The sequence below is a fragment of the Paraburkholderia sp. WC7.3g genome (assembly GCF_050436345.1).
Classification (GTDB): domain Bacteria; phylum Pseudomonadota; class Gammaproteobacteria; order Burkholderiales; family Burkholderiaceae; genus Paraburkholderia; species Paraburkholderia podalyriae.
This window is the reverse complement of the sequence record NZ_JBNDMA010000002.1, coordinates 4,022,840-4,042,862: the sequence shown is the minus strand read 5'-3', so window position 1 is coordinate 4,042,862 and position 20,023 is coordinate 4,022,840. Positions and strand designations below refer to the sequence as shown.

Sequence of the window (20,023 nt, the reverse complement as noted above, 5' to 3'; positions counted from 1 at the left end):
TTCCAGGTATTTAGTGACGTTCGACGACCGCAACGCGTTGCCCCGCGCGCACGGGCGAACCCGGCGCCACGTAGATCTCGCCGACGGTTCCGGCGCACGGCGCGCACACCGAGATCTCCATCTTCATCGACTCGATGACGAGCAGCACGTCGCCTGCGTCGACCGCGTCGCCGGTTTTCACCTTGACTTGCCAGAGGCTGCCGGCAATCTCGCTGTCCACGGCGACTTCGCCGTTTTTCAGCGGAGCTAACTGAGTGTCTTCGGCGACCGGCGTCTCGATCGTGTCTTCCGAGGTGCCTGCTTCACGCCATCGCTCGCGCTCCGCCTGGAAGGCCGACTGCTGCCGAGAACGGAACTGCTCGATGCTGACGGATTCGCTGGCGAGGAACGCCTGATAGTCCGGCATCGAAAGCTCGGACTCTTCAATCCGCAACGGATAACGCCCAAGCGGGAAGTCCGCGCGAATGCGCAACAGTTCGTCGGCCGACACTTCGTAGAAGCGAATCTGGTCGAAGAAGCGCAGCAAATAATGCTGCCCGGCGAAATCCGCGACTTCGCGGTAGCGATTCCACATCTGCAACGTGCGGCCGACGAATTGATAGCCGCCCGGTCCTTCCATGCCATATACGCACAGATACGCGCCGCCGATGCCGACCGAGTTCTCCGCGGTCCACGTACGCGCCGGGTTGTATTTCGTCGTGACGAGTCGGTGACGAGGATCGAGCGGCGTCGCGACCGGTGCGCCAAGGTACACGTCGCCGAGTCCCATCACGAGATAGCTCGCATCGAAGACGATCTGCCTAACCGCGTCGATGGAGTCGAGGTCGTTGATGCGGCGAATGAATTCGAGGTTGCTCGGACACCACGGTGCATCCTTGCGCACGGTGGTCATGTATTTCTCGATCGCGAGCTGGCACGCGGGGTCATCCCACGACAGCGGCAAATGAACGATTCGCGATGGCACACGCAGGTCCTTGTGCAGCAAGACCTCGTCCCACGCCCGCGCGACGATGTCGAGCAACCTGGCGAGCGGCAATTCTTCCGGCCGGTAGTGGATCTGCAGCGAACGGATGCCCGGCGTGAGATCGATGACGCCAGTCAGATGCATCGCCTCAAGAGACTGCATCAGCGCATGTCCGCGAAACCGCGCAACGAGATCGAGTTCCGCTGGCCCGATTTCGAGCAGCAGATGCGTGTCGCCCGATACACGCGCGACGAGTCTTTCGCGGCCCGCGCCGGTATCGAGCACGATGGGCGACGTTAGCGAGGCTCTTCTTTCGCTCGGCGCGCTCCGTGCAATGTCGAGGCTCTCCAGCTCCCGCCGACGCTCATGCGCAGCCTCACGCGCTTCCTCGACTTCGACCGGAGCGAAACGGATCTTGTCGCCCGCTTTCAGCTGGCCGATCTGCCAGAGGTCCGCCTCGATGATCGTCACCGGACACACGAAGCCGCCGAGACTCGGGCCGTCGGGTCCGAGAATCACGGGCATGTCGCCGGTGAAGTCGACGGCGCCGACCGCGTACGGATTATCGTGAATGTTCGACGGATGCAGTCCGGCCTCGCCGCCGTCCTCGCGCGCCCACTCGGGTCTCGGTCCGATGAGGCGCACGCCGGTACGGCTGGTGTTGAAGTGAACCTCCCACTCGGTGTCGAGGAACTGAGCGATGTAGCGGGCGCTGAAGTATTCCGGTGCACCGTGCGGGCCATAGATCACGCGCAGAGTGCGCACGCCGTCGAGCCTCGGCGCGTTGACGAGCGCCGCGCCGGCCTGCGCGTCGTCGAGCGGATAAAGATGCAGCACGTCGCCGGCGCGGATCGCGCGGCCGCCATGGCCGCCGAACTGGCCGAGCGTAAAAGTGCTGCGGCTGCCGAGGTAGAGCGCGATGTCGAAGCCGCCGCGCACGCATAGATAAGCGCGCGCGCCCGCGCCGCGTATCGTGCCGAGCGCGAGCGTCGCACCCGCCGGTACATGAATGCTCGTATTCAGCGGCTGTGCGACATCGTCGAGCAGCACCGGAATCTCCGCGCCCGTGATGGCGACCACTGCATCTGTGTTGAAGCGCAGTGTCGGTCCGCTCATCGTGACTTCGAGAGCGGCTGCATCGGCCGCATTGCCGAGCAGGCGATTGCCGAGCCGCATCGCCCGGTCATCCATCGGCCCCGACGGCGGGATGCCGACTGCCCAGTAGCCCAGGCGGCCGGGATAGTCCTGCACCGTCGTCTGCGTGCCGCCGCTGACGACTTCGACCGTACTGGCCCGATACCTGAGCCCTTCGAGACAGCGAGTCCACGGTTCGCCCGACGCAAACGGCCAGTCGCGCAGAATCTGGCGCAGATAGTCGCGATTCGTCTCGACGCCGTAGAGCCGGGTGTTCCGCAGCGCATCGTCGAGCGCATGGCGCGCTTCATCGCGAGTCGGCGACCAGGCGATCACTTTCGCGAGCATCGGGTCGAAGTACGGTGGCACTTCGCAACCGGCCTCGATCCATGTATCGATGCGCAGCGCGCGGCCGTCCGCGTGCGGGAACGCGACATCGGTCAGCAGACCCGGACTCGGTTTGAAGTCACGCCCAGGGTCCTCCGCGTAGAGTCGCGCCTGGATCGCGTGTCCGCGCGGCGTTAGACCCGCCGCCAGTTCCTGCAGCGGCGCGAGCGTGCCGGCCGCGAGTTCGATCATCCAGCGCACGAGGTCGACGTTCCACACCTGTTCGGTTACGCCGTGCTCGACCTGCAGACGCGTATTGACTTCGAGGAAGTAGAACTGTTCGGCGGCACTGTCGTACACGAACTCGACGGTGCCGGCGGAGCGATAATCGACGGCCTTCGCGAGCTTGACCGCGGCCTCGCACAACGCGGCCTGAATACCATCCGGCAGGCAGGGCGCGGGGGTTTCCTCGAGCACCTTCTGATTGCGCCGCTGCACCGAGCAGTCGCGCACGCCGAGCGCGAGCGCAGCGCCTTTGCCATCGCCGAATACCTGCACTTCCAGATGCCGCGCCCGTTCGATGTACTTCTCCAGAAACACGCCGGCATCGCTGAAGTTGTTTTCGCCGAGGCGCTTGACCGCGTCGAAATGGGCGCCGAGGTCGTCGGCGTTCCAGCACACCCGCATGCCGATGCCGCCGCCGCCCGCGGTGCTTTTCAGCATCACTGGATAGCCGATGGCCTGTGCCGCCGCGAGCGCCGCCGGCAAGTCCGCGAGCAGCCCGGTGCCTTCGAGCATCGGCACCCCTTCGTTGGCCGCGATTTCGCGGGCCGTGTGCTTGAGGCCGAACGCGCGAAGCTGCGCGGGTGTCGGTCCGATGAACGCGATGCCGGCCGCTTCGCAGGCTTCGCCGAACGCCGCGTTCTCCGATAAGAAGCCGTAGCCGGGATGGATCGCCTGCACGCCTTCGCGACGCGCAATCGCGAGGATCTTGTCCACGTCGAGATAGGTCAGCGCGGCTGGACCATCGCCTAGCGCATGTGCTGCGGGCGCTTCGCTGACGTGGCGGCTCGCTCTGTCGGCTTCGGCATAGATGGCGACGCCGGTCACGTCGAGTTCGCGCAACGTCCTGAGAATGCGGCACGCGATAGCGCCGCGATTAGCGATCAGAATCTTCTCGAACATGGAAGGTGTGTTGATTCGGAGGCGGGCCGTCCCGCCGTGGGAATGACCGGCCGTGGTCGTCCACGGCCGAAGTCGCGTCAGCGATCTGTCTGGGTCAGTTCTTCGCGCGTACTGGTGAAGTAGCGTCCCGAGCGAACCAGCATGATGAGAAACAACCAGTGGCGGATGCGCTTCAGTTCCATATCAGCAGTTCCGCGGGCGTCGGGTTGTAGGCGTTGCACGGATTGTTCAGCTGCGGGCAGTTGGAGATCAGCACGATGACGTCCATCTCGGCGCGCAGTTCGACGTACTTGCCCGGCGCGGAAATGCCGTCTTCGAAGGTGAGCCCACCTTCGGCCGTCACCGGCACGTTCATGAAGAAGTTGACGTTCGCGCCGATGTCCTGCTTCGACAGGCGGCCGTCATGAGCGCAGGCACGCAGGAAGTTGTCTCGGCAGCTGTGCATGTAGCGCTTCTCCAATGCGTAGCGCACCGTGTTGCTCTCCTGCGCACAGGCGCCGCCGAGCGTATCGTGGCGGCCGCATGTGTCGGCCACGATCGTCAGCATCGGATTGCCGAGGTTCGAGTACAGCACGGTGCCCGAGGTCAGGTAGAGGCTCTTTTGCCGGCGCAACGTGCGTTGCGGGTCGAAACGCTCGCGCGGATCGGCGAGGCTGTAGAACAGCGTATCGACCGCCTGGTTGCCTTCGAGGTCGACGACGCGCAGCGTTTGCCCAGCCTTCACCTCGTGAAGCCACGGCTCGCCGGCGGCGAGTGTCTCGCGATAGACCGCGGTGTCCGGACGTTTGTCGCTGACGATAAGCGTGCTAGTCATAAGCGTGGCCTTCGCTCAAAGGAAGAAGCGTTCTGTGTTGATGAAACCGCGTACGTTCTCTTCGCATGCGGTGCGGCAAACTTCGGCGACATCGGGGCGCGCGTCGCTCAACTCGAGCTTGACGGGCCGGGGCGCGTACTCGGGGTTCGGGTCGAGCGGGTGCTGGATCGCGGTGAGTACCACGAGCGTGTTCATCGGCGCGTACAGCTCGACGTAGTCGTTGGCCTGCGAGTTGCCGCGAACAAAGTTGAGCAATCCGTCGTCGCTGACGTCGACACGACTGAACAGATTGAGCGTCATCAGCAGGTCCGTGATGCCAAGTCCCCACTTGCTCATTTCGACGAGCAGGTTGTCCGTGCCGTTGCGATAGAACGCGTTGCGCAGTTCCTGGTAGCGGCCCGCGCCGTATCGTTCGCGAACCTCGTCGGCGTTCGACACACCGCCGATGCTGTCGTGCCAGCCGCAGGTATCCGCGACGATTGCGGCAAGCACGCGGCCCATGTCGGAGTACAGGCAGTGACCCGCGGTGAGCCTGGCCGTGTGCTGGCATTTCAGCGAATCCGGCAGATTGAGCCGCTCGCTTTTCTCCGCCGCGTTGACCATCATCACGCTGACGTTCGCGCCGCCGCGCAGGTCGGTAATGCGCAGCGATCGGCCGCGCTTGACGATCAGCGACGTATGACCGCCGCCCGGGACGGTTTCTTCAAGCAGTAATGTCATTCCTGAGTTCCTTCAGTCGGAGACCAGTTCGATATGCGATGCGCCTCGCACGGCCGCCTCAGCGATATGCACGGCGGACACGGAATCGCGGCTGCGGTCGAGCGGAATGTTGTAGGTGATGCGCGCGCCATAGGCGCCTGGCGCCTGCGAGTCGATGCGCACCTTGTCGAAAACCAGCACGCGGCTTCCCAACGTGAAGCCTTCTTTCAGGTCATGCGTGACCATGAAGATCGTGAGCTTCGATTCGTGCCACAGGTCGGAGAGCAGCTCGTGCATGTCCTTGCGAATGCCGGGGTCGAGCGCGCCGAACGGTTCGTCGAGCAGCAGCACGCGAGGCTTCATCATCAGCGCCTGCGCAATCGCGAGGCGTTGCTGCATGCCGCCCGACAGCTGCTGCGGAAACTTGCTCAACGCAGCGCCCAGCCCGACCCGCTCGAGCATGGCCGCTGCCTCGTCTTGCGCCACGCGCCGACGGGCACCGAATAGCCGGCCGGTGAACTTCGCTTGTGGAAGCTCCAGCCCCAGCATCACGTTGCGCAACACGCTCAGATGGTCGAACACGGAGTAGCGTTGAAACACGACGCCGCGATGTCTGTCCGGTTCGGCGGGCAGCGGCTTGCCGTCCAGCAGGATCTCGCCGCGCGTCACGCGTTCCTGGCCTAGCAGCAGCCGCAGAAACGTCGACTTGCCGCAGCCCGATGCGCCGACCATCGAACAGAACTCACCTTCCTTGACGGTCAGATTCAAACGCTCGAGCACGACCTGGTCGCCATACTCTTTCCATACGTTGCGGACTTCGATCATCGTGCGCCTCCGTACCAGGGGAAGCACCACTGCGTGATCCGGTGTAGCAGTTGGTCGGTGAGCCATGCGAGCAGCGTGATCCACGCGACGTACGGCAGGATCAGGTCCATCGACAGATAGCGGCGCACGAGAAAGATGCGATAGCCGAGGCCATCGGTCGACGCGATTGCTTCGGCGGCGATCAGAAAGAGCCAGGCCGCGCCGAGAGACAGGCGCGTCGCCACCAGCAGACGCGGCAGCAGTTGCGGCAGGACCAGACGCAGAATCAGGGTCCAACTGGTGGCACCGAGCGTCTGGGCCTTGACCCACAACTCGACCGGAATCTCGCGGGCGCGGGCATGCAGATCGCGAATGATCACCGGCGTGATGCCGACGACGATCAGCACGACCTTCGACAACTCATCGAGCCCGAACACGATGAACAGGATCGGCAGGACCGCCAGCGGCGGCACCATCGAGATCACGGTGATGAAGGGGGAGAGCGTCGCGCTGACGAGCGGCAACGAACCGGTCGCGATCGCGGCTACCAGTGCGATCACGGCACTGACGACGAGGCCGATGCCGAGCCGCCGCAAGCTCGACAGCGTGTCGGTCCACAACAGATACTCGCCGGTGCGCTTGTCCTCCGTGAACGCGGCCAACTTCACCGCGTCGCTCATTTGCGCCGCGCTCGGCAGCAGCTTGTCATCGGGATTGAGCGAGAGCCGCATCGAGGAGCCGGTGAAGTAGACCGCGAACAGCACGACGAACGGCAGCAGGAGCAGCATCAAGCCGCCGATCCGGCTCGGATGTCGATTGATGAGTCGCATGGTGAGCGCCTGGTTGAAAACCTGGAATACGGGCCCAGCATGCGAGCCCGCAGCGAGAGCCTGGAAAGGTCGGTCTCAGAGCTTGCCCGCGGCCGCCATCGCGACGTAGGTCGGATCGAAGCGCAGCTTGACGTTGCTCCTGTTGCCGACCACGATGCCCTTGTCGAACGCCATGCCGACCGCGTCCGCGCTCTTCGCGTCCTGGCCGAGCAGGCCGTGATCGAAAGAGAACGTCGCGACGCGCGTCATGATCTTCGGCATGTCGGCGCTCGTGACGAAGTCGAGCGCGGCCTGCGGCGAATAGAAGAGGGCGGTCGTCGACAGTTGGCCCTTGAAGTTGGCGAGGTCGGTGCCCGATGCCTTCGCCATTGCAAGCAGCGCGGACGTGCTGGCCGCGGAGTCGGTGTGCATCAGCGCGACCATTTCGAACCATGCGCCGGTCAGCGCTTTGCCGAGGGCGGGGTTCTCGTGCAACGTCTTCGTGTTGACGACCATCATGTCCATGATTTCGCCGGGAATCTTGCTGGAGTCGAACACTTCGCTGACGTTCGGCTGCGACTTCAGGTCGGCGAGCATCGGATTCCAGGTGACGGCGTTGTGAACCGTGGGGGTCGCGAATGCGCCGGAGATGTCGGCATCCGAGGTGTTCACGACCTTGAGGTCGCGCTCGCTCATATGCGCGCTTTCGAGCGCGCGTGCGAGCAGGTAATGGGAGACGGAGAACTGCACAAGATTGACCTGCTGTCCTTTCAGGTCGGCGATCTGCTTGCCCTTGCCCTTTATCAGCACGCCGTCGTTGCCGTTCGAATAGTCGCTGATGATCAGGGCCGTCGAATCCACGCCGCCAGAGGCGGGAATCGTGAGCGCATCCATGTTGGTCATCGCGCAGCCATCGAACTTGCCGGCCGTGTACTGATTGATGGACTCGACGTAGTCGTTCAGCTGCACGACATCGACGTTGATGCCGTATTTCTTGGCCCATTTAGACACGATGCCTTGGGTTTTTGCCTCACCCCACGGCATCCAGCCGGCGTAGATGGTCCAGCAGACCTTGAAGTCGTTGCGGCCCGCGGCGAACGTGGGGCTCGAGGCGAAGGTGGCGAGGGAGACGGCGGCAATGCCAAGACAGCGAGCGAGCTTGAACATGGGTTGACCTCGGAGGGGACGGTTAGCGACGGCAGGGAGCAGCGCAAACATCGCGTTCTCTCCCGGGCTTTTATCCCGCCGTGTAACCTCGCCTGAGGTCGACAGCTCTCGGACCAGCACCTGCGTGAAGCAGACCGGAACCCTAGCCGTCCATTTCCAGATTGTTTGTCGAACCGGAGGTTGCGCCGGCTCCTTGCGCGCTCTTTAAAGCGGGAAGTGTGCCAGCCCGGATCTCTTGGGCTTGTCGTGGCTTTGTGTGGCGAAAGGGACGTTTTGCCCTAGGGCGGGGAAGGTGTGCACTGATGTATGTCAGGGTGTGCACTTGATTCGGGCGGAGGGGAATTGAACGTCGCCGAGTTTCTGCGGGACAAAAGGCATCCTGGGCTGCAGCGAACCGCATGGTTCGAACGATATCGCGTGACATTCGTCCTTCAGTTGCTGCTGGGCTGCGATCCTCGGGCTATCCTGCTGCTCTACTACAACCTGGATAGCTCGCCGCACGCCATGGCTCTCTCTCCGTTGCCTCCACTCGCATGTCTGCAAGCATTCGAAGCTAGCGCCCGTTATCTGAGCTTCACTCGTGCGGGGCAGGAACTGCACCTGTCCACCAGTGCTGTGAGCCGCCAGATATCTCAACTCGAAGAATTCCTGGGGCGCCGGCTGTTCGTGCGGGAGCACAACACCCTAAGGCTCACGCCAGCAGGGGAAATGTATGCGGTGGATGTGCGGCGCATGTTGGAGCTGTGCACTAGCTCTACGTCGAGTCTGATGGCTCGCGTCGTCAGGTCTCGCCTCACGGTGTCCTGCACAACTGGCATCTCGGTATTCTGGCTCGCGCCCAGAATCGGCTCGTTTATCGACGCAAATCCCGATGTGGACCTGCGCATCATTGTGCGGGACCACTTTGGAGCCGTCTCGCCAGCGGAATACGACGTAGGTATTTTTTATCTGCGCGACCCCGAGGTTCCCGGAACGCATACACGGAAGCTCTTCGACGAAGAGGTGTTTCCCGTTTGTTCGCCGACCTATCTTGATGGGCGCAAGCTGAAGCCAGTGGAACTACTGTCCTGCACGCTGCTTGTTCTGGAGGACGCGGAACGTAGCTGGATGTCCTGGCATACCTGGTTCGAACAGGCGGGGCTTGAACGACCAGCGCTCAATCAAACCATCATTGTCAACAGCTACCCACTCATTGTGCAGCTCGCGACGCATGGCAAGGGCGTCGCGCTCGGTTGGAACCGGGTCATTGACCCGCTCCTTGAGCACGGCGCACTCGTCAGGGCATCGGACTCTCACGCCACCATGGGCGGCTCATACTTTGTCACCCGGCCATCAGAGCGTGCGGAAACACCTGCCGCACGTCGTTTCCGTGAATGGGTAATCGGTCAGACACTCACACCCTGACGTCTCCGTTCAAGCCCCTCGATGCGGTTGCGTTTTTTGCAAGCGCGTTTGCGAATTTAGCGTTATGCGGTCGTCACGCCAAAAATTACATTGATTGCGTGACGAACCGCGAACGCTCATCTCGCTAAACGACAATTGATAGAGGTCTATATGGCAACGAGTGCATCAAGCGGCATGCTGGTGGGCGAGCCGCCCATAAGGACAGTGACGCGCCGGAAGGCGATTTTCGCGACTGTCATTGGCAGCGGCCTGGAGTGGTTCGATTTTTCCGGGTACGCGTTCTTCGCAGCAACCATCGGCAAGTTATTTTTCCCCGCAGGCAACGAGACAACGTCGCTGCTGCTATCACTGGCAACTTTCGGCGTTGGTTTCGTGATGCGACCGCTCGGCGGCATCGCGTTCGGCATCTACGGCGACAGGGTGGGTCGCAAGCGGGCGCTGTCGCTCGCCATGCTCATCATGGCGCTCGGCTCGGGCATCATTGCTTTCGCCCCTACGTACCAATCTATCGGCATCGCCGCGCCGTGTCTTATCGTCGTCGCGCGATTGCTGCAGGGGCTATCCGCCGGCGGTGAAATGGGCGGCGCTACCGCGTTCCTTACCGAGCATGCTCCAGCTAAACGTCGTGCTTTCTATTCGAGCTGGATTCAGACGAGTATCGGTTTCGCCGTGGTCATCGGCAGCCTTACCGGCACGCTCATCACGTCGAGCATGTCGGCTGATTCGCTGACCGCATGGGGATGGCGTATTCCGTTTTTCATCGGCATGCTGGTGGCTCCGGTTGGATACTACATTCGGCTGAAAATCGAGGAAACGCCCGAGTTCGTATCGGAGAAGCGCCACACCAACACGCCGCTGCGTGACGTCATCCGCGAGTATCCCCGCCAGGTGCTCTCCAGTCTGCTGATGGTCGTACTGTGGACCGTCTGCACGTACGTCATCCTGTTCTACATCCCGACTTATGTTGTGAAGTATCTGCACATGACCCAGCGTGAGGGCTTCACGTCGGGCGTCGTCAGCGGTGTCGTGCTGATGGTCATGGCGCCCGTGTTCGGGGCACTGTCGGATAAGGTCGGCAAGCGGCGGGTCCTGTCGGTTGCTGCGCTCGTTATTCTGGTTGCCAGCTATCCACTGTTCTCGCATCTGATTAAATCGCCCGACTTTGCCACGCTGCTGACCTTCCAGGCGATTTTCGGCGTGCTGATTGCTGCATACACCGGCCCGATTCTGGCTCTCTTCACGGAAATGTTCCCGAGCCGCGTCCGTGCGACCGGACTGTCTTTGGCCTACAACGGCGCAGTGACCATCTTCGGTGGCTTTGCCGGTTTCATCATCACCTGGCTCACCCAACACACGGGTGACGCCGAGTCTGCGTCTTATTACATCATCTTCGCCGCGGTGGTTAGCCTGCTCGGCATCTTGCTGACAAAGCCATACCAGGCTTGAGGAATTTCACATGAGCATGTTGGTAATCGAAGGGGTGAATGTTTTCGACCCCGCAACGAAGAAACGCCAGACAAACGTCAATGTCTGCATCGCCGACGGGAAGATTGCGGCAATAGGACAGATACCGTCGTCGTTTGTCGGTGCCCGCAGAATGAGCCTCCCCGGGCGCACCGTTTTACCGGGTTTCATCGACCTGCATGTCCACGTTGTCGCGTCGAATGCGAATCTGGGCGCTAACGCGATGATGCCAAACTTTCTGGCTGCGCTTAAAACGTTGCCCATCCTGCGCGGCATGCTGAATCGCGGGTTCACCACCGTTCGTGATGCAGGTGGCGCTGACTTTGCAATGTGCGATGCTGTCAACAGCGGCGTGCTTTGGGGCCCGCGCATCCTGTCTTCGGGCAAGGCGTTATCGCAGACCGGTGGGCACGGCGACTTCCGTCAGCGCAATGACAAGCTTGACGATGCCTGCGGGTGCCTGGGACGTCAGGGAGCGATTGCCCGGGTGGTCGATGGTGTCGAGGCGATGCGCCTGGCAGTACGCGAAGAACTCCTCAAAGGTGCCTCCCAAATCAAGATAATGGCGTCGGGCGGTGTCGCTTCGCCCAACGACCCCATCACGAACACCCAGTATTCGGAAGATGAAATCCGTGCCGCGGTTCAGGAAGCGGCGGCGGCCGGGACTTACGTGATGGCGCACGCCTACACCGCTCGTGCCGTCCGGCGCGCCGTCGAGTGCGGGGTGAAATGTATCGAGCACGGAAACCTCATCGACGAGGAGACTGCCAGTCTGCTGGCGGAGCGCGGCGTAGCGGTTGTGCCCACAATCGCTACTCTCGACCGTCTCATTGAACAAGGTCCCGCGCTTGGTTTCCCCGTTGAATCGCTCGCAAAGATTGAGGGAGCGCGCTCCGTCGGCCGGCAGGCACTTGCGCTGATGGCGCGCGAAGGCGTGAAGGTCGGGTTCGGCTCGGACATGCTGGGCGAGCTGCACGCCTTCCAGTCCGACGAGTTCGCGGTTCGGGCAGAAATCGTCGGCAACGTTGAGGCCATCCGGTCGGCAACCTGCGTTGCCGCCGAAATCACGGGTGAAGCAGGCGTGCGGGGAACGGTCGCCGTCGGAGCCGTGGCTGACCTCATCGTGGTCGACGGTGACCCGATTGAGGACATTTCCCTTCTGCTAGGGCAAGGCGAACACATTCCCGTGGTCATCAAGGCTGGGGTGTGTATGAAGGAAGCCGGCCGACTGCCCGAACCCATCGCAGAGTGAACTGCTGGCGCGCGCCATGGGTCGCGCCCACCCCTCCAAAGGCGAAACCGAACATGACCTCTCTCAGCACCCGAAGTTTCGACGCCCACGCAACAGCTGCACTGCTGGACTATCCCTCGCTGGTTCGCGTTCTTCGGGAGACCATCATCGAATACGGCGCGGGACACATCGTGAGTCCTGAGCGGCTGGCCATTCCGATGCAAGACGGCGGCCTGATGTTATCGATGCCTGCTAGTGCCAAAGACATCGCCATCCATAAGTTAGTGACCGTGTGTCCTTCGAATGGGAAGCGCCAGCTTCCGACCATCCATGGTCAGGTCATCGCATGCGACGCGCACACCGGGGAAATGTTGTTCGTGCTCGACGGGCCGACCGTGACCGGGCGGCGAACGGCAGCGGTCTCTGTGCTGGGCATCCAGACCCTGCATGACATGGCTCCGTGTGAAATTCTCATCATCGGCACTGGGAAACAGGCGGCCAACCACGCGGAAGCTCTCGCGGCCTCCTTCCCGGAAGCCAAACTGTTCGCAAAGGGCACCTCGCCGGCAGCAGCGGAGGCCTTCGTGGCCCGGAGCCGGTCGGTAGCACCGAACCTGTCTGTCCTTGATGGCGATGTGATTCCCGACAGCATTGAAGTCGTCATCACTTTGACAACCAGCAAGTCTCCGGTCTACACGTTGCCGGCGCGACCCGGCCGTCTCGTCGTCGCGGTCGGCGCTTTCACGGCAGACGCAGCGGAAATCGGCAAGGAAACCGTCGACGCAAGTTGCGTGGTCGTAGACGACCCCGTCGGCGCAAAGCATGAGGCGGGTGACCTTATCCAGGCCAAGGTCGACTGGACCTCAGTTTCTCCGCTTGCCAAGGCACTGGCTGGCGAGCTGAAGCCGAGTGCGCCGATTCTGTTCAAGAGCGTTGGCTGCGCTGCGTGGGACCTGGCCGCGTGCCGCGTAGCACGTAAAGCGCTCGACGCAAACGCCTGTCAAGTCGGCGCTGACGTATAAGAAGCGCCGATTTAAATTGCTTGCCGGTTCCGTACGGCGAGTAAAAGCAGGATACCCACCGACTTCACTGAAGCAGACATGAAAATCACACGCACCATCTCGACTGTTGAAGTCCACACCGGCGGTGAAGCATTCCGCATCGTTACCAGTGGCTTGCCGCGCCTGCCTGGCGACACTATCGTCAAGCGACGTGCATGGCTGAAGGAAAACGCCGACGATATCCGCCGGGCCCTGATGCTCGAACCGCGTGGGCATGCCGATATGTACGGCGGCTATCTGACGGAGCCGGTTAGCCCGAACGCTGATTTCGGCATCATCTTTCTTCACAACGAAGGTTATAGCGACCATTGCGGCCACGGTGTCATCGCGCTGTCGACGGCGGCGGTGGAGCTTGGCTGGGTGCGACGTCAGGTGCCCGAGACACGCGTCGGTATCGATGCGCCGTGCGGATTCATCGAGGCATTCGTGCAGTGGGACGGCGAACACGCGGGCAATGTCCGTTTCGTTAATGTGCCGTCCTTCATCTGGAAACAGGACGTGACGGTCGAGACGCCGTCGTTTGGTTCGGTGACTGGCGATATTGCGTTCGGCGGCGCATTCTACTTTTACACCGATGGTCAGCCACATGGACTCGAAGTTCGTGAATCGTCGGTGGACGAACTCATCCGTTTTGGTGGGGAAGTAAAGGAAGCTGCGAACAAGGCGTTCCCGGTCGTGCACCCTGATATCCCTGAAATCAACCATATCTACGGAACCATTATCGCTAACGCACCGCCGGCACGAGGGTTCCACGCAAGCCAACTGCTGCGTATTCGCCGACCGCGAAGTAGACCGTTCACCGACCGGCTCAGGTACCGGCGGACGCGTCGCTCAGCTATATCTGCGCGGTAAGTTGGGAAAGGGCGACACGCTCGTGAACGAGTCCATCATCGGCACGGTATTCAAAGGACGGGTGCTGAGCGAGACGACGGTGGGCGATTTCAGGGCAGTCATCCCCGAGGTAGAAGGCAACGCTTTCGTTTGCGGCTTTGCGAATTGGATTGTGGACGAGCGTGACCCTCTGACTTACGGGTTCCTGGTTCGATAGACAGACTGCAATGCTTGTGCAACTGACACGAGCAATGCTTACACTTCGATGCCCCAATGACCGCTTTCTCAGGACGCCGACGCCGGCTCCGCATCTCGTTTCGGAGCCTTCGCGGATGAAGGCGCGCGGGTGACGAGCAACCCATCTATAGCGCAACCCGAGTCATCTCGACGGAAAGAGTGCCGAGCTGACTTGCAACCGATAAGATGCACTGGTCAGAACCTTGTTTTCATGCCGATTCTTGCGACCAACGTAGGCCACAGTCCGACCGCCGCAGGAAGTGGGGCGTAGCAGCGGCGGGCAGCTGTAGAACTCGGCGTACACAGCGTCGAACAATCTCGCGAGACTCTCTCGCCACTACAACGTGGGCAATCGCTCAAAGCGGTCAAAGCGAGCAAATGGCGGCTGCAGTTCGGCCACCTCAAGCTCGTCGACCAGCGCTGCGGACATGCCTTCGCTTAGCCATGCACACATGTTGTCAAGCTGTTCCGGTGAACCCTGCAGCATCACCTCCACGGAACCGTCCATGCGGTTCCGAACCCAGCCGGTGATGCCCACTGCCTGGGCCTGGCGTACGCAGGCTTCCCGATAACCGATGCCCTGCACCTGGCCGCGCACCTGCACGAGCCGTGTTTCAAGAATCTCATCGTCGTTGGCAGGTTCCATGCGTGTAGCCCTTTCAAGTGCTGGCGCAGCTTCGACTTTCAATGAAGCGGGGTCCGTTCTAGTCGCATACTTGCTCATCTTCTCCCGCAGCCTTTCCTTGGAGATACCTAGGAACCCGCTGTCCGGAAATCGCGTCCGGCGATGCCGACCAGGCTCATGGTATGCGTATTGCTGCGTTGAACAATTGCGCTGCCAGTTTAAGTAAGGTGCCTGGATGGTCGACCGTACTACTAGTCGATGAAGCCTGAATATTCCGCGTCCGCTTCGGCTGCTGGGTTGAAGAGGAAGCATACCGCGTGCTCAAGACCGGGGCGCTGATGCAAGTTGGGTCAACCTCCCCACCGGGGACTCTGTAAATTGTTGGAAGAGGAGCTGCCATGGAACGAACCGGAAGCATCGAAATTCTGTTCGTCGCGGGCTTTGGTCCAATCGTCCGTGATGCGTGGGCAAGCCGCAAGCTCTACGGCGAGCATCTTGGCATCCCCTTCAAAGTGGAGGGCGGCAGTTATCTCCATACGGAGGCTCTCGATGGCGCGAAAAGCTTTGCCCTCTGGCCTCTCTCTCAGGCAGCCCAGTCCTGCTTTGGCAAGGAGGTCTGGCCCGACGACATTCTTGTTCCACAAGCCTGGCTCGAGTTCGATGTGGAGAACGTCGAGAAAGCAACAACGGAGCTTGAGTCGCGAGGATATCGAATGCTCGTCAAGTCCAGGAAAGAACCTTGGGGGCAGACAGTCAGTCGTTTCATCTCACCGGAAGGATTACTGCTGGGTATCACTTTCACCCCGGGGATGCGAGAAGCAAAGTAGCATCGACCTGACACAAAAAATGTGCCCAGACAGGGGGTAGTGTCCGGACTGTGGTCCTGCCGGGCGAGCAATTACTGGCCGCAGAACCCGATGGCCGGCCAGTACGCCGATGTGTTGCAAATGGTCCATACGCCGAGGCGGCCCACATGCCAGTTACAGAGCCGTCGCGTACGAGCCGCTTGTCTTACCACGACTTCCGCAGCGTCGCTTCTGGTTTGGCGCATCTTCATCGAACAGTTCATCGTCCTCTGACTGCAGGATGTGGGCCGTGGTGTCAGGCGCCGGCGAGCTGGAGGTGTGCGGGGCATTTCGTGGTCGCGGTCGCTCATCTTTATCGTCGGTGCGGCCCACGTCGCGCGTCTGTTTCTTTCGATGATTCGTCATAGTTTCCTCCGTGACCGAGGCAACGCCCCGATGTACTGGGCCTGCCTGTGCGGCATGATGTCGGATATTTTGCCAATCTCTGCTCCGCCCGACGAGACCACCTTGTTGCCATCCAGAGTCGACGCAGCCATCACCTCCGGCCCCGGCCCTGCACCCACTCCACCGCCGACGATGTTCGCACCGGAACCGCCCGTCCGCGACGGTATTTTGGGGTCGTGGATTGTCATGGTCGTCTCCTGAACAGTTGATGCACGGACGCGCGCAATGCGCATGCCACGGCGGAAGCCCTTTTTGTGCCCGACATGCGGCGACTGCTGCCGTGACCGTGACGGCAGCCGGCTCGTGCGAGACGGTCGGAGTCCAGGGTCACAGGGCAAGCTTGGCCGGCAGGTCTGCAGCCGTCTGCAGTACCGGTGATGAACAATGTCTGTCCGTGGGATGACGTGCGCACCGTGCTGCCGGTCAATGGCAGGAGCCAGACACGTGACCCGACCGAGGTGCCGGTGAGTGGCGACAAGCGGAACCGCGTGCGAGGCCCTGTCCGATGAGAACTGCCATGACATGCTGTCGCTTACGCTTGGCCTGCGCATAGCCAGACGACGTCCACGTCGAGAAGTTCAGAAAGGTGCGCACAATCGGTACTCTTCGGAACGGTAACTCCGGCGCGCCAAAGGGTCACCTCGCGTTCTGGTACGCCGAGTGACCTGGCTACTCGACCGGAGGTCACCTTGGCGCGCTTGATGGTCATGTCCAGTCTTGCTGCGAAGGCCCGCCTGGAGCCGTTGTGTTTGAGAATGCCTAGCAGATGTGCATCTAAATTCAGACGACGATTCATGACGTGCAATGCTCCGTGCAACTCATGACACGACTTCGATGTTGAGGCTTGCAGTCGAACGCCGTCAACCGGGCTGGCATGTCGTTCGCGTGAACTTCAATGCGCCTGAACGCCCGTTGCGGCGCGTCTGCCCCGGTTTGAGTTAACGCTTTAAATGCCCGGTGTAATCGACACGGATGCCGTTTTCCCTATCCCGTACAGGGCCAGAAGTTAGTCCGCCGCTTTCTTCGAGTGAAGTAGCAGCGCAATGACAACGCTCGCAGACGTAGGTCTGTCGGAAAACTTAAGGTCGGCACCTGTCCGTGCATCACCGGCTTTGGTCATCAGCGGGTCCGGAAGTTCCACTGGCGAATATCTGCTTTGCGTGGAAAAGAGCGGCGTACTGTTCCACGACCTCGTCACACATCGCGATGATGGTCTCCGGCGAAAGCGCCATCGCAATAAGGATGCAGACGCATCCAGCAGGTGGCGGCGAGAGAAAAAAACATCCTTCTTCAAGGGTGCCCCGGATAGGCAGATTCAATTGGCACCCCGACCGCTACCGTCCTCTAATTGAATTTTCGTCGTTTGTAGCTCGTGCATCTGTCGACGTCCGCAGAGCACCCTTACGCAGCCCAGCGCTGAGGACGTTGTGCGGGCTCGCGGCCGAGACCAATACGCCTGCGGAGCCGGTGTCGAAAATACAGCCGACCCGAGAGCTTCCAGGCGACGCGCTTCATCAGTTGGTCACCGTTGCGGAACATGCTGGCGTTGGGCATACATCTTCCGGAGGCGAACATGACTGATTTTCAGAGACAGGCTGCTACAACGCAGCAAGCCAATCTTGACTTCTTTTTCGGCCTGGCCAGCAAAATGCTGGAGGGCGAGGAAAAGCTCGTCAGACTGAATCTGGATACGGCGAAAATGACGCTTGCCAATTGGCACCAACGCGAGCAAGACGGGCTGGCGAAAAAGGACCGACAGGAACTTACCAGTCTGCAAGACGCGTTGACGCTGCACTCGGCGGAGAAGGTTCTGACGTACGAACGTCAGGTTGCGGAGATTGCGTCGACCACTCAAACGCAACTGGCAGAGGTCGTTAATGCGCGGTACCAGGAGGTTAGCCGCCAGGTTCAATCGTTTGTCGAGAATCTCGCGCAAAACGCCCCGGTTGGCTCCGAAGCCGCAATCGCATTTCTGAAACAAGCTATTACGTTGTCCAATGCCACTCAGGAAAGTGTGCAAAAGGCCACGAAGCAGGCAGTCGAAGTCGCGCAAAGTAACCTGGACGCTGCAACAAAAGCCGCATCGGAGGTGACCGAAGCGGCTGACCAGGCAGTCGAGAAAGCAGCAAAAGCGGCGAAGCAATAATTTTAAGGAACGTTGAACCCGGGGTCGCACGGCGCGGCGAGCTAAGGTGAACACGCAATGCGTGGCGCCTTGGCAGCCGTGCGCGTCGGTCTAGCTGCTGGTTAGAGGAACAGACTCACTGTTCCAGTTGCCATCGTCCGTTCCCCGACAAAATTCGAAGAGCGCATTTACTTCAGTGAGCGTGAGTGTTGCAAGCCTTAGCCCAATCGCAATTAACAATGTGCTTTGATGAAGGAGCCGTTTCTTCAAGGGGCCGTGGCGGGTGAGCTGTCGCCTTGCTTTTCCGGCTCATACTTGCTCGATTTGTGCCGAGATGACGGACGCGCCGTGCAGTGGCGCCCCACGTGTCCGTGGACTTCGCGCATCCTGCGAAAATGCGGCTCAATAGCCGTGCACCAGCCCGAAACCAGATTGAATCCCGAGCGCCGCGATTGAGCGCGGCGAACTCGTGACCGTCATCAAAAGGTGGCGGCGGCCACCTGCACCAGAGGGTGCTCTACAGTTGACTTCCGCCTGTTGGCAGTGGGCGGGAACACGCTCCACCTGCCGTCATCGTGCCTGAAGAAAAACAACGCCCGCGCTCCGGCTGGTGACGACGTTTCGACGCACACGTAGCGTCTCCCATTCCCTGCGGTGCGACTGAATCTGGTTACATGAACGTGCATCGTGGGAGCCGGTGCGAGCCACTTTTCGACCTGACAACGCAGGGACTGCCCGTTCGTGTTTTTCATGTTCCGCTCCAGCAAGTTTTCCGTTCAGGTAACGGGACGGTTTCTCACCGTTCATCTCCTTAACGCCGCAGACGCCCGCACTGTTGACCGGGGATTTGTGATTTCTGAAACCGGATATTTCGAGGTGAGTGGGCCTCGGAGAATTGCCAGGGGCTGGACGGCCGACGGCACAGTCCGGCTCGTCCCTGACCATCGAAATCCGCGCGCCCGCGTTGCCTGAGGGCGACTCCTGTCGCCTCGCCATGCACTGGCAGTTCCGGGTTGCTGATAAATCGACAGGATGGACGCTTTGTCAGGCGGGTCCGCGGAGGAGTCTGGGCTTTTGCCGCTCGAAGCACCGCGAACACCGTGCCTCTCACAGCGCTGCGCGACAGGCAAGCTAGAATCGTGCTTCGACTCACGTAGAGAGAAATGGGCAGATGAATGATGCATTCGAGCGCCGTGCCTTGTTGCTTCACCTTGGAGACGTACTGGAGGTCGTGAACCGTCTCCTGAAATGTGGCGATGGCCCCAAGACCGTACGCGAATTGGCGGCAGCGCACGACCCGCTTGGAGGCTTCCCGCTCCTGGAACAGGTATCGCCGCGGATGACAGCAGAGCAGTTTGTTCAGCGGGTGTCAGACGCCTTCTTCGCATGGCCACGGGAACTGCTTGAGCCTAAGCTGAATCGCAAGCGTCTTGCTTCCACTGTTCGACGGAAGCTGTTTGCCGACAACGCAAACGGATGGCGTGCGTACGTCGCTGCGTTGCGTAGCGACGTCCGGTGGTTCGGTGTGGGCCTGCCGTCGGTGAAAGCTGGCGAGGACGTGTGCGCTGATTCGACCGATGTCAGTTTCGAGAGCTTGCAGGCGGCCGAGGCTCCGAGCGCTGGCGATGTCGAGCGCAATGGCGGACAAGCCGAGGACCAACGGGAGAGCGTTGAAAGCAGCGGGCGAGTCTACCCCTCATGGCCGTGGAAGTCCGGCGCGTAAGTTGTGGAGACGACGTGAGGGTGGATGAACGGTTCGCTTGACCCGACTCAACGTCGCCGGTGATTGCGCTGCGTTCGTCGACGTCGACAGGGTCCGAATTGTGCGCGCCGCTGCTCTACGGAGCGCTACGCTTGGGGCGCTGACAAACCGTGCTGGTAGTACTCCTCGA

At 61.2% G+C, this 20,023-nt stretch carries 16 protein-coding genes, 2 pseudogenes and 1 riboswitch; of the genes and pseudogenes, 8 read left to right on the top strand and 10 right to left on the bottom strand.

Features of this window, described 5'->3' with window-relative positions:
* Positions 1-10: 10 nt before the first annotated feature.
* From uca to OKW43_RS30190, 6 genes are all read right to left on the bottom strand, one after another.
* Positions 11-3,610, bottom strand: coding sequence for an urea carboxylase (gene uca / locus OKW43_RS30215; protein WP_429451460.1), 3,600 nt, complete (start codon positions 3,608-3,610; stop codon positions 11-13).
* Between the two features lie 172 nt (positions 3,611-3,782).
* The gene (locus OKW43_RS30210) at positions 3,783-4,424 is read right to left on the bottom strand and encodes an urea amidolyase associated protein UAAP2 (RefSeq protein ID WP_429451458.1); all 642 of its coding nucleotides are present in this window, start codon (positions 4,422-4,424) and stop codon (positions 3,783-3,785) included.
* Positions 4,425-4,439: 15 nt separating this feature from the next.
* Positions 4,440-5,144: an urea amidolyase associated protein UAAP1 gene (locus OKW43_RS30205; protein ID WP_429451456.1), complete on the bottom strand. Its 705-nt coding sequence runs from the start codon at positions 5,142-5,144 to the stop codon at positions 4,440-4,442.
* Between the two features lie 12 nt (positions 5,145-5,156).
* Complete coding sequence (locus OKW43_RS30200) at positions 5,157-5,948, bottom strand: ABC transporter ATP-binding protein (protein WP_429451454.1); 792 nt, start codon at positions 5,946-5,948, stop codon at positions 5,157-5,159.
* Entirely contained in the window at positions 5,945-6,757 is an 813-nt protein-coding gene (locus OKW43_RS30195; protein WP_429451452.1) for an ABC transporter permease, read from the bottom strand. The genes OKW43_RS30200 and OKW43_RS30195 overlap by 4 nt, the downstream gene beginning before the upstream one ends.
* Before the next feature lie 75 nt (positions 6,758-6,832).
* Entirely contained in the window at positions 6,833-7,903 is a 1,071-nt protein-coding gene (locus tag OKW43_RS30190; RefSeq protein WP_429451450.1) for a putative urea ABC transporter substrate-binding protein, read from the bottom strand.
* A gap of 57 nt (positions 7,904-7,960) precedes the next feature.
* Positions 7,961-8,060, bottom strand: a riboswitch (guanidine-I (ykkC/yxkD leader).
* Between the two features lie 185 nt (positions 8,061-8,245).
* On the opposite strand from OKW43_RS30190, the gene OKW43_RS30185 reads away from it, so the two are divergent.
* The 5 genes and pseudogenes from OKW43_RS30185 to lhpH all read left to right on the top strand — a co-directional run bounded on the left by OKW43_RS30185 (position 8,246) and on the right by lhpH (position 14,111).
* Complete coding sequence (locus OKW43_RS30185) at positions 8,246-9,307, top strand: LysR substrate-binding domain-containing protein (protein ID WP_429451448.1); 1,062 nt, start codon at positions 8,246-8,248, stop codon at positions 9,305-9,307.
* Between the two features lie 150 nt (positions 9,308-9,457).
* Positions 9,458-10,753, top strand: coding sequence for an MFS transporter (locus tag OKW43_RS30180; protein WP_429451446.1), 1,296 nt, complete (start codon positions 9,458-9,460; stop codon positions 10,751-10,753).
* Positions 10,754-10,763: 10 nt separating this feature from the next.
* The gene (locus OKW43_RS30175) at positions 10,764-12,023 is read left to right on the top strand and encodes an amidohydrolase family protein (RefSeq protein WP_429451444.1); all 1,260 of its coding nucleotides are present in this window, start codon (positions 10,764-10,766) and stop codon (positions 12,021-12,023) included.
* A 53-nt stretch (positions 12,024-12,076) separates the two neighbouring features.
* Positions 12,077-13,024 (top strand): bifunctional Delta(1)-pyrroline-2-carboxylate/Delta(1)-piperideine-2-carboxylate reductase, encoded by a 948-nt coding sequence (lhpI, locus tag OKW43_RS30170; protein ID WP_429451442.1) that lies wholly within the window; start codon positions 12,077-12,079, stop codon positions 13,022-13,024.
* A gap of 78 nt (positions 13,025-13,102) precedes the next feature.
* Positions 13,103-14,111, top strand: a pseudogene (gene lhpH, locus OKW43_RS30165) (trans-3-hydroxy-L-proline dehydratase).
* 357 nt (positions 14,112-14,468) lie between these two features.
* Here the strand turns inward: lhpH and OKW43_RS30160 are convergent.
* Positions 14,469-14,777, bottom strand: a complete 309-nt coding sequence (locus OKW43_RS30160; RefSeq protein ID WP_187635928.1) for an acylphosphatase — start codon at positions 14,775-14,777, stop codon at positions 14,469-14,471.
* Between the two features lie 377 nt (positions 14,778-15,154).
* On the opposite strand from OKW43_RS30160, the gene OKW43_RS30155 reads away from it, so the two are divergent.
* On the top strand, positions 15,155-15,583 hold the full coding sequence (locus tag OKW43_RS30155) for a VOC family protein (RefSeq protein ID WP_187635929.1): 429 nt from the start codon (positions 15,155-15,157) through the stop codon (positions 15,581-15,583).
* A gap of 437 nt (positions 15,584-16,020) precedes the next feature.
* On the opposite strand, the pseudogene OKW43_RS30150 reads toward OKW43_RS30155, so the two are convergent.
* Both OKW43_RS30150 and OKW43_RS30145 read right to left on the bottom strand, forming a co-directional pair.
* A pseudogene (locus OKW43_RS30150) lies at positions 16,021-16,194 on the bottom strand (PRC-barrel domain-containing protein); the annotation flags it as partial.
* A 344-nt stretch (positions 16,195-16,538) separates the two neighbouring features.
* A complete protein-coding gene (locus OKW43_RS30145) occupies positions 16,539-16,802 on the bottom strand; it encodes an XRE family transcriptional regulator (RefSeq protein WP_429451440.1) in 264 nt (87 codons plus the stop codon).
* Between the two features lie 777 nt (positions 16,803-17,579).
* Here OKW43_RS30145 and phaP point away from each other — a divergent pair.
* Positions 17,580-18,152, top strand: coding sequence for a TIGR01841 family phasin (gene phaP / locus OKW43_RS30140; protein ID WP_187635931.1), 573 nt, complete (start codon positions 17,580-17,582; stop codon positions 18,150-18,152).
* A gap of 458 nt (positions 18,153-18,610) precedes the next feature.
* On the opposite strand, the gene OKW43_RS30135 is transcribed toward phaP, so the two are convergent.
* Positions 18,611-18,883 (bottom strand): hypothetical protein, encoded by a 273-nt coding sequence (locus OKW43_RS30135; protein WP_429451438.1) that lies wholly within the window; start codon positions 18,881-18,883, stop codon positions 18,611-18,613.
* 419 nt (positions 18,884-19,302) lie between these two features.
* Between OKW43_RS30135 and OKW43_RS30130 the strand changes: the two genes are divergently transcribed.
* Positions 19,303-19,854, top strand: coding sequence for a hypothetical protein (locus OKW43_RS30130; protein ID WP_187635932.1), 552 nt, complete (start codon positions 19,303-19,305; stop codon positions 19,852-19,854).
* The last annotated feature ends 169 nt before the right edge of the window (positions 19,855-20,023 follow it).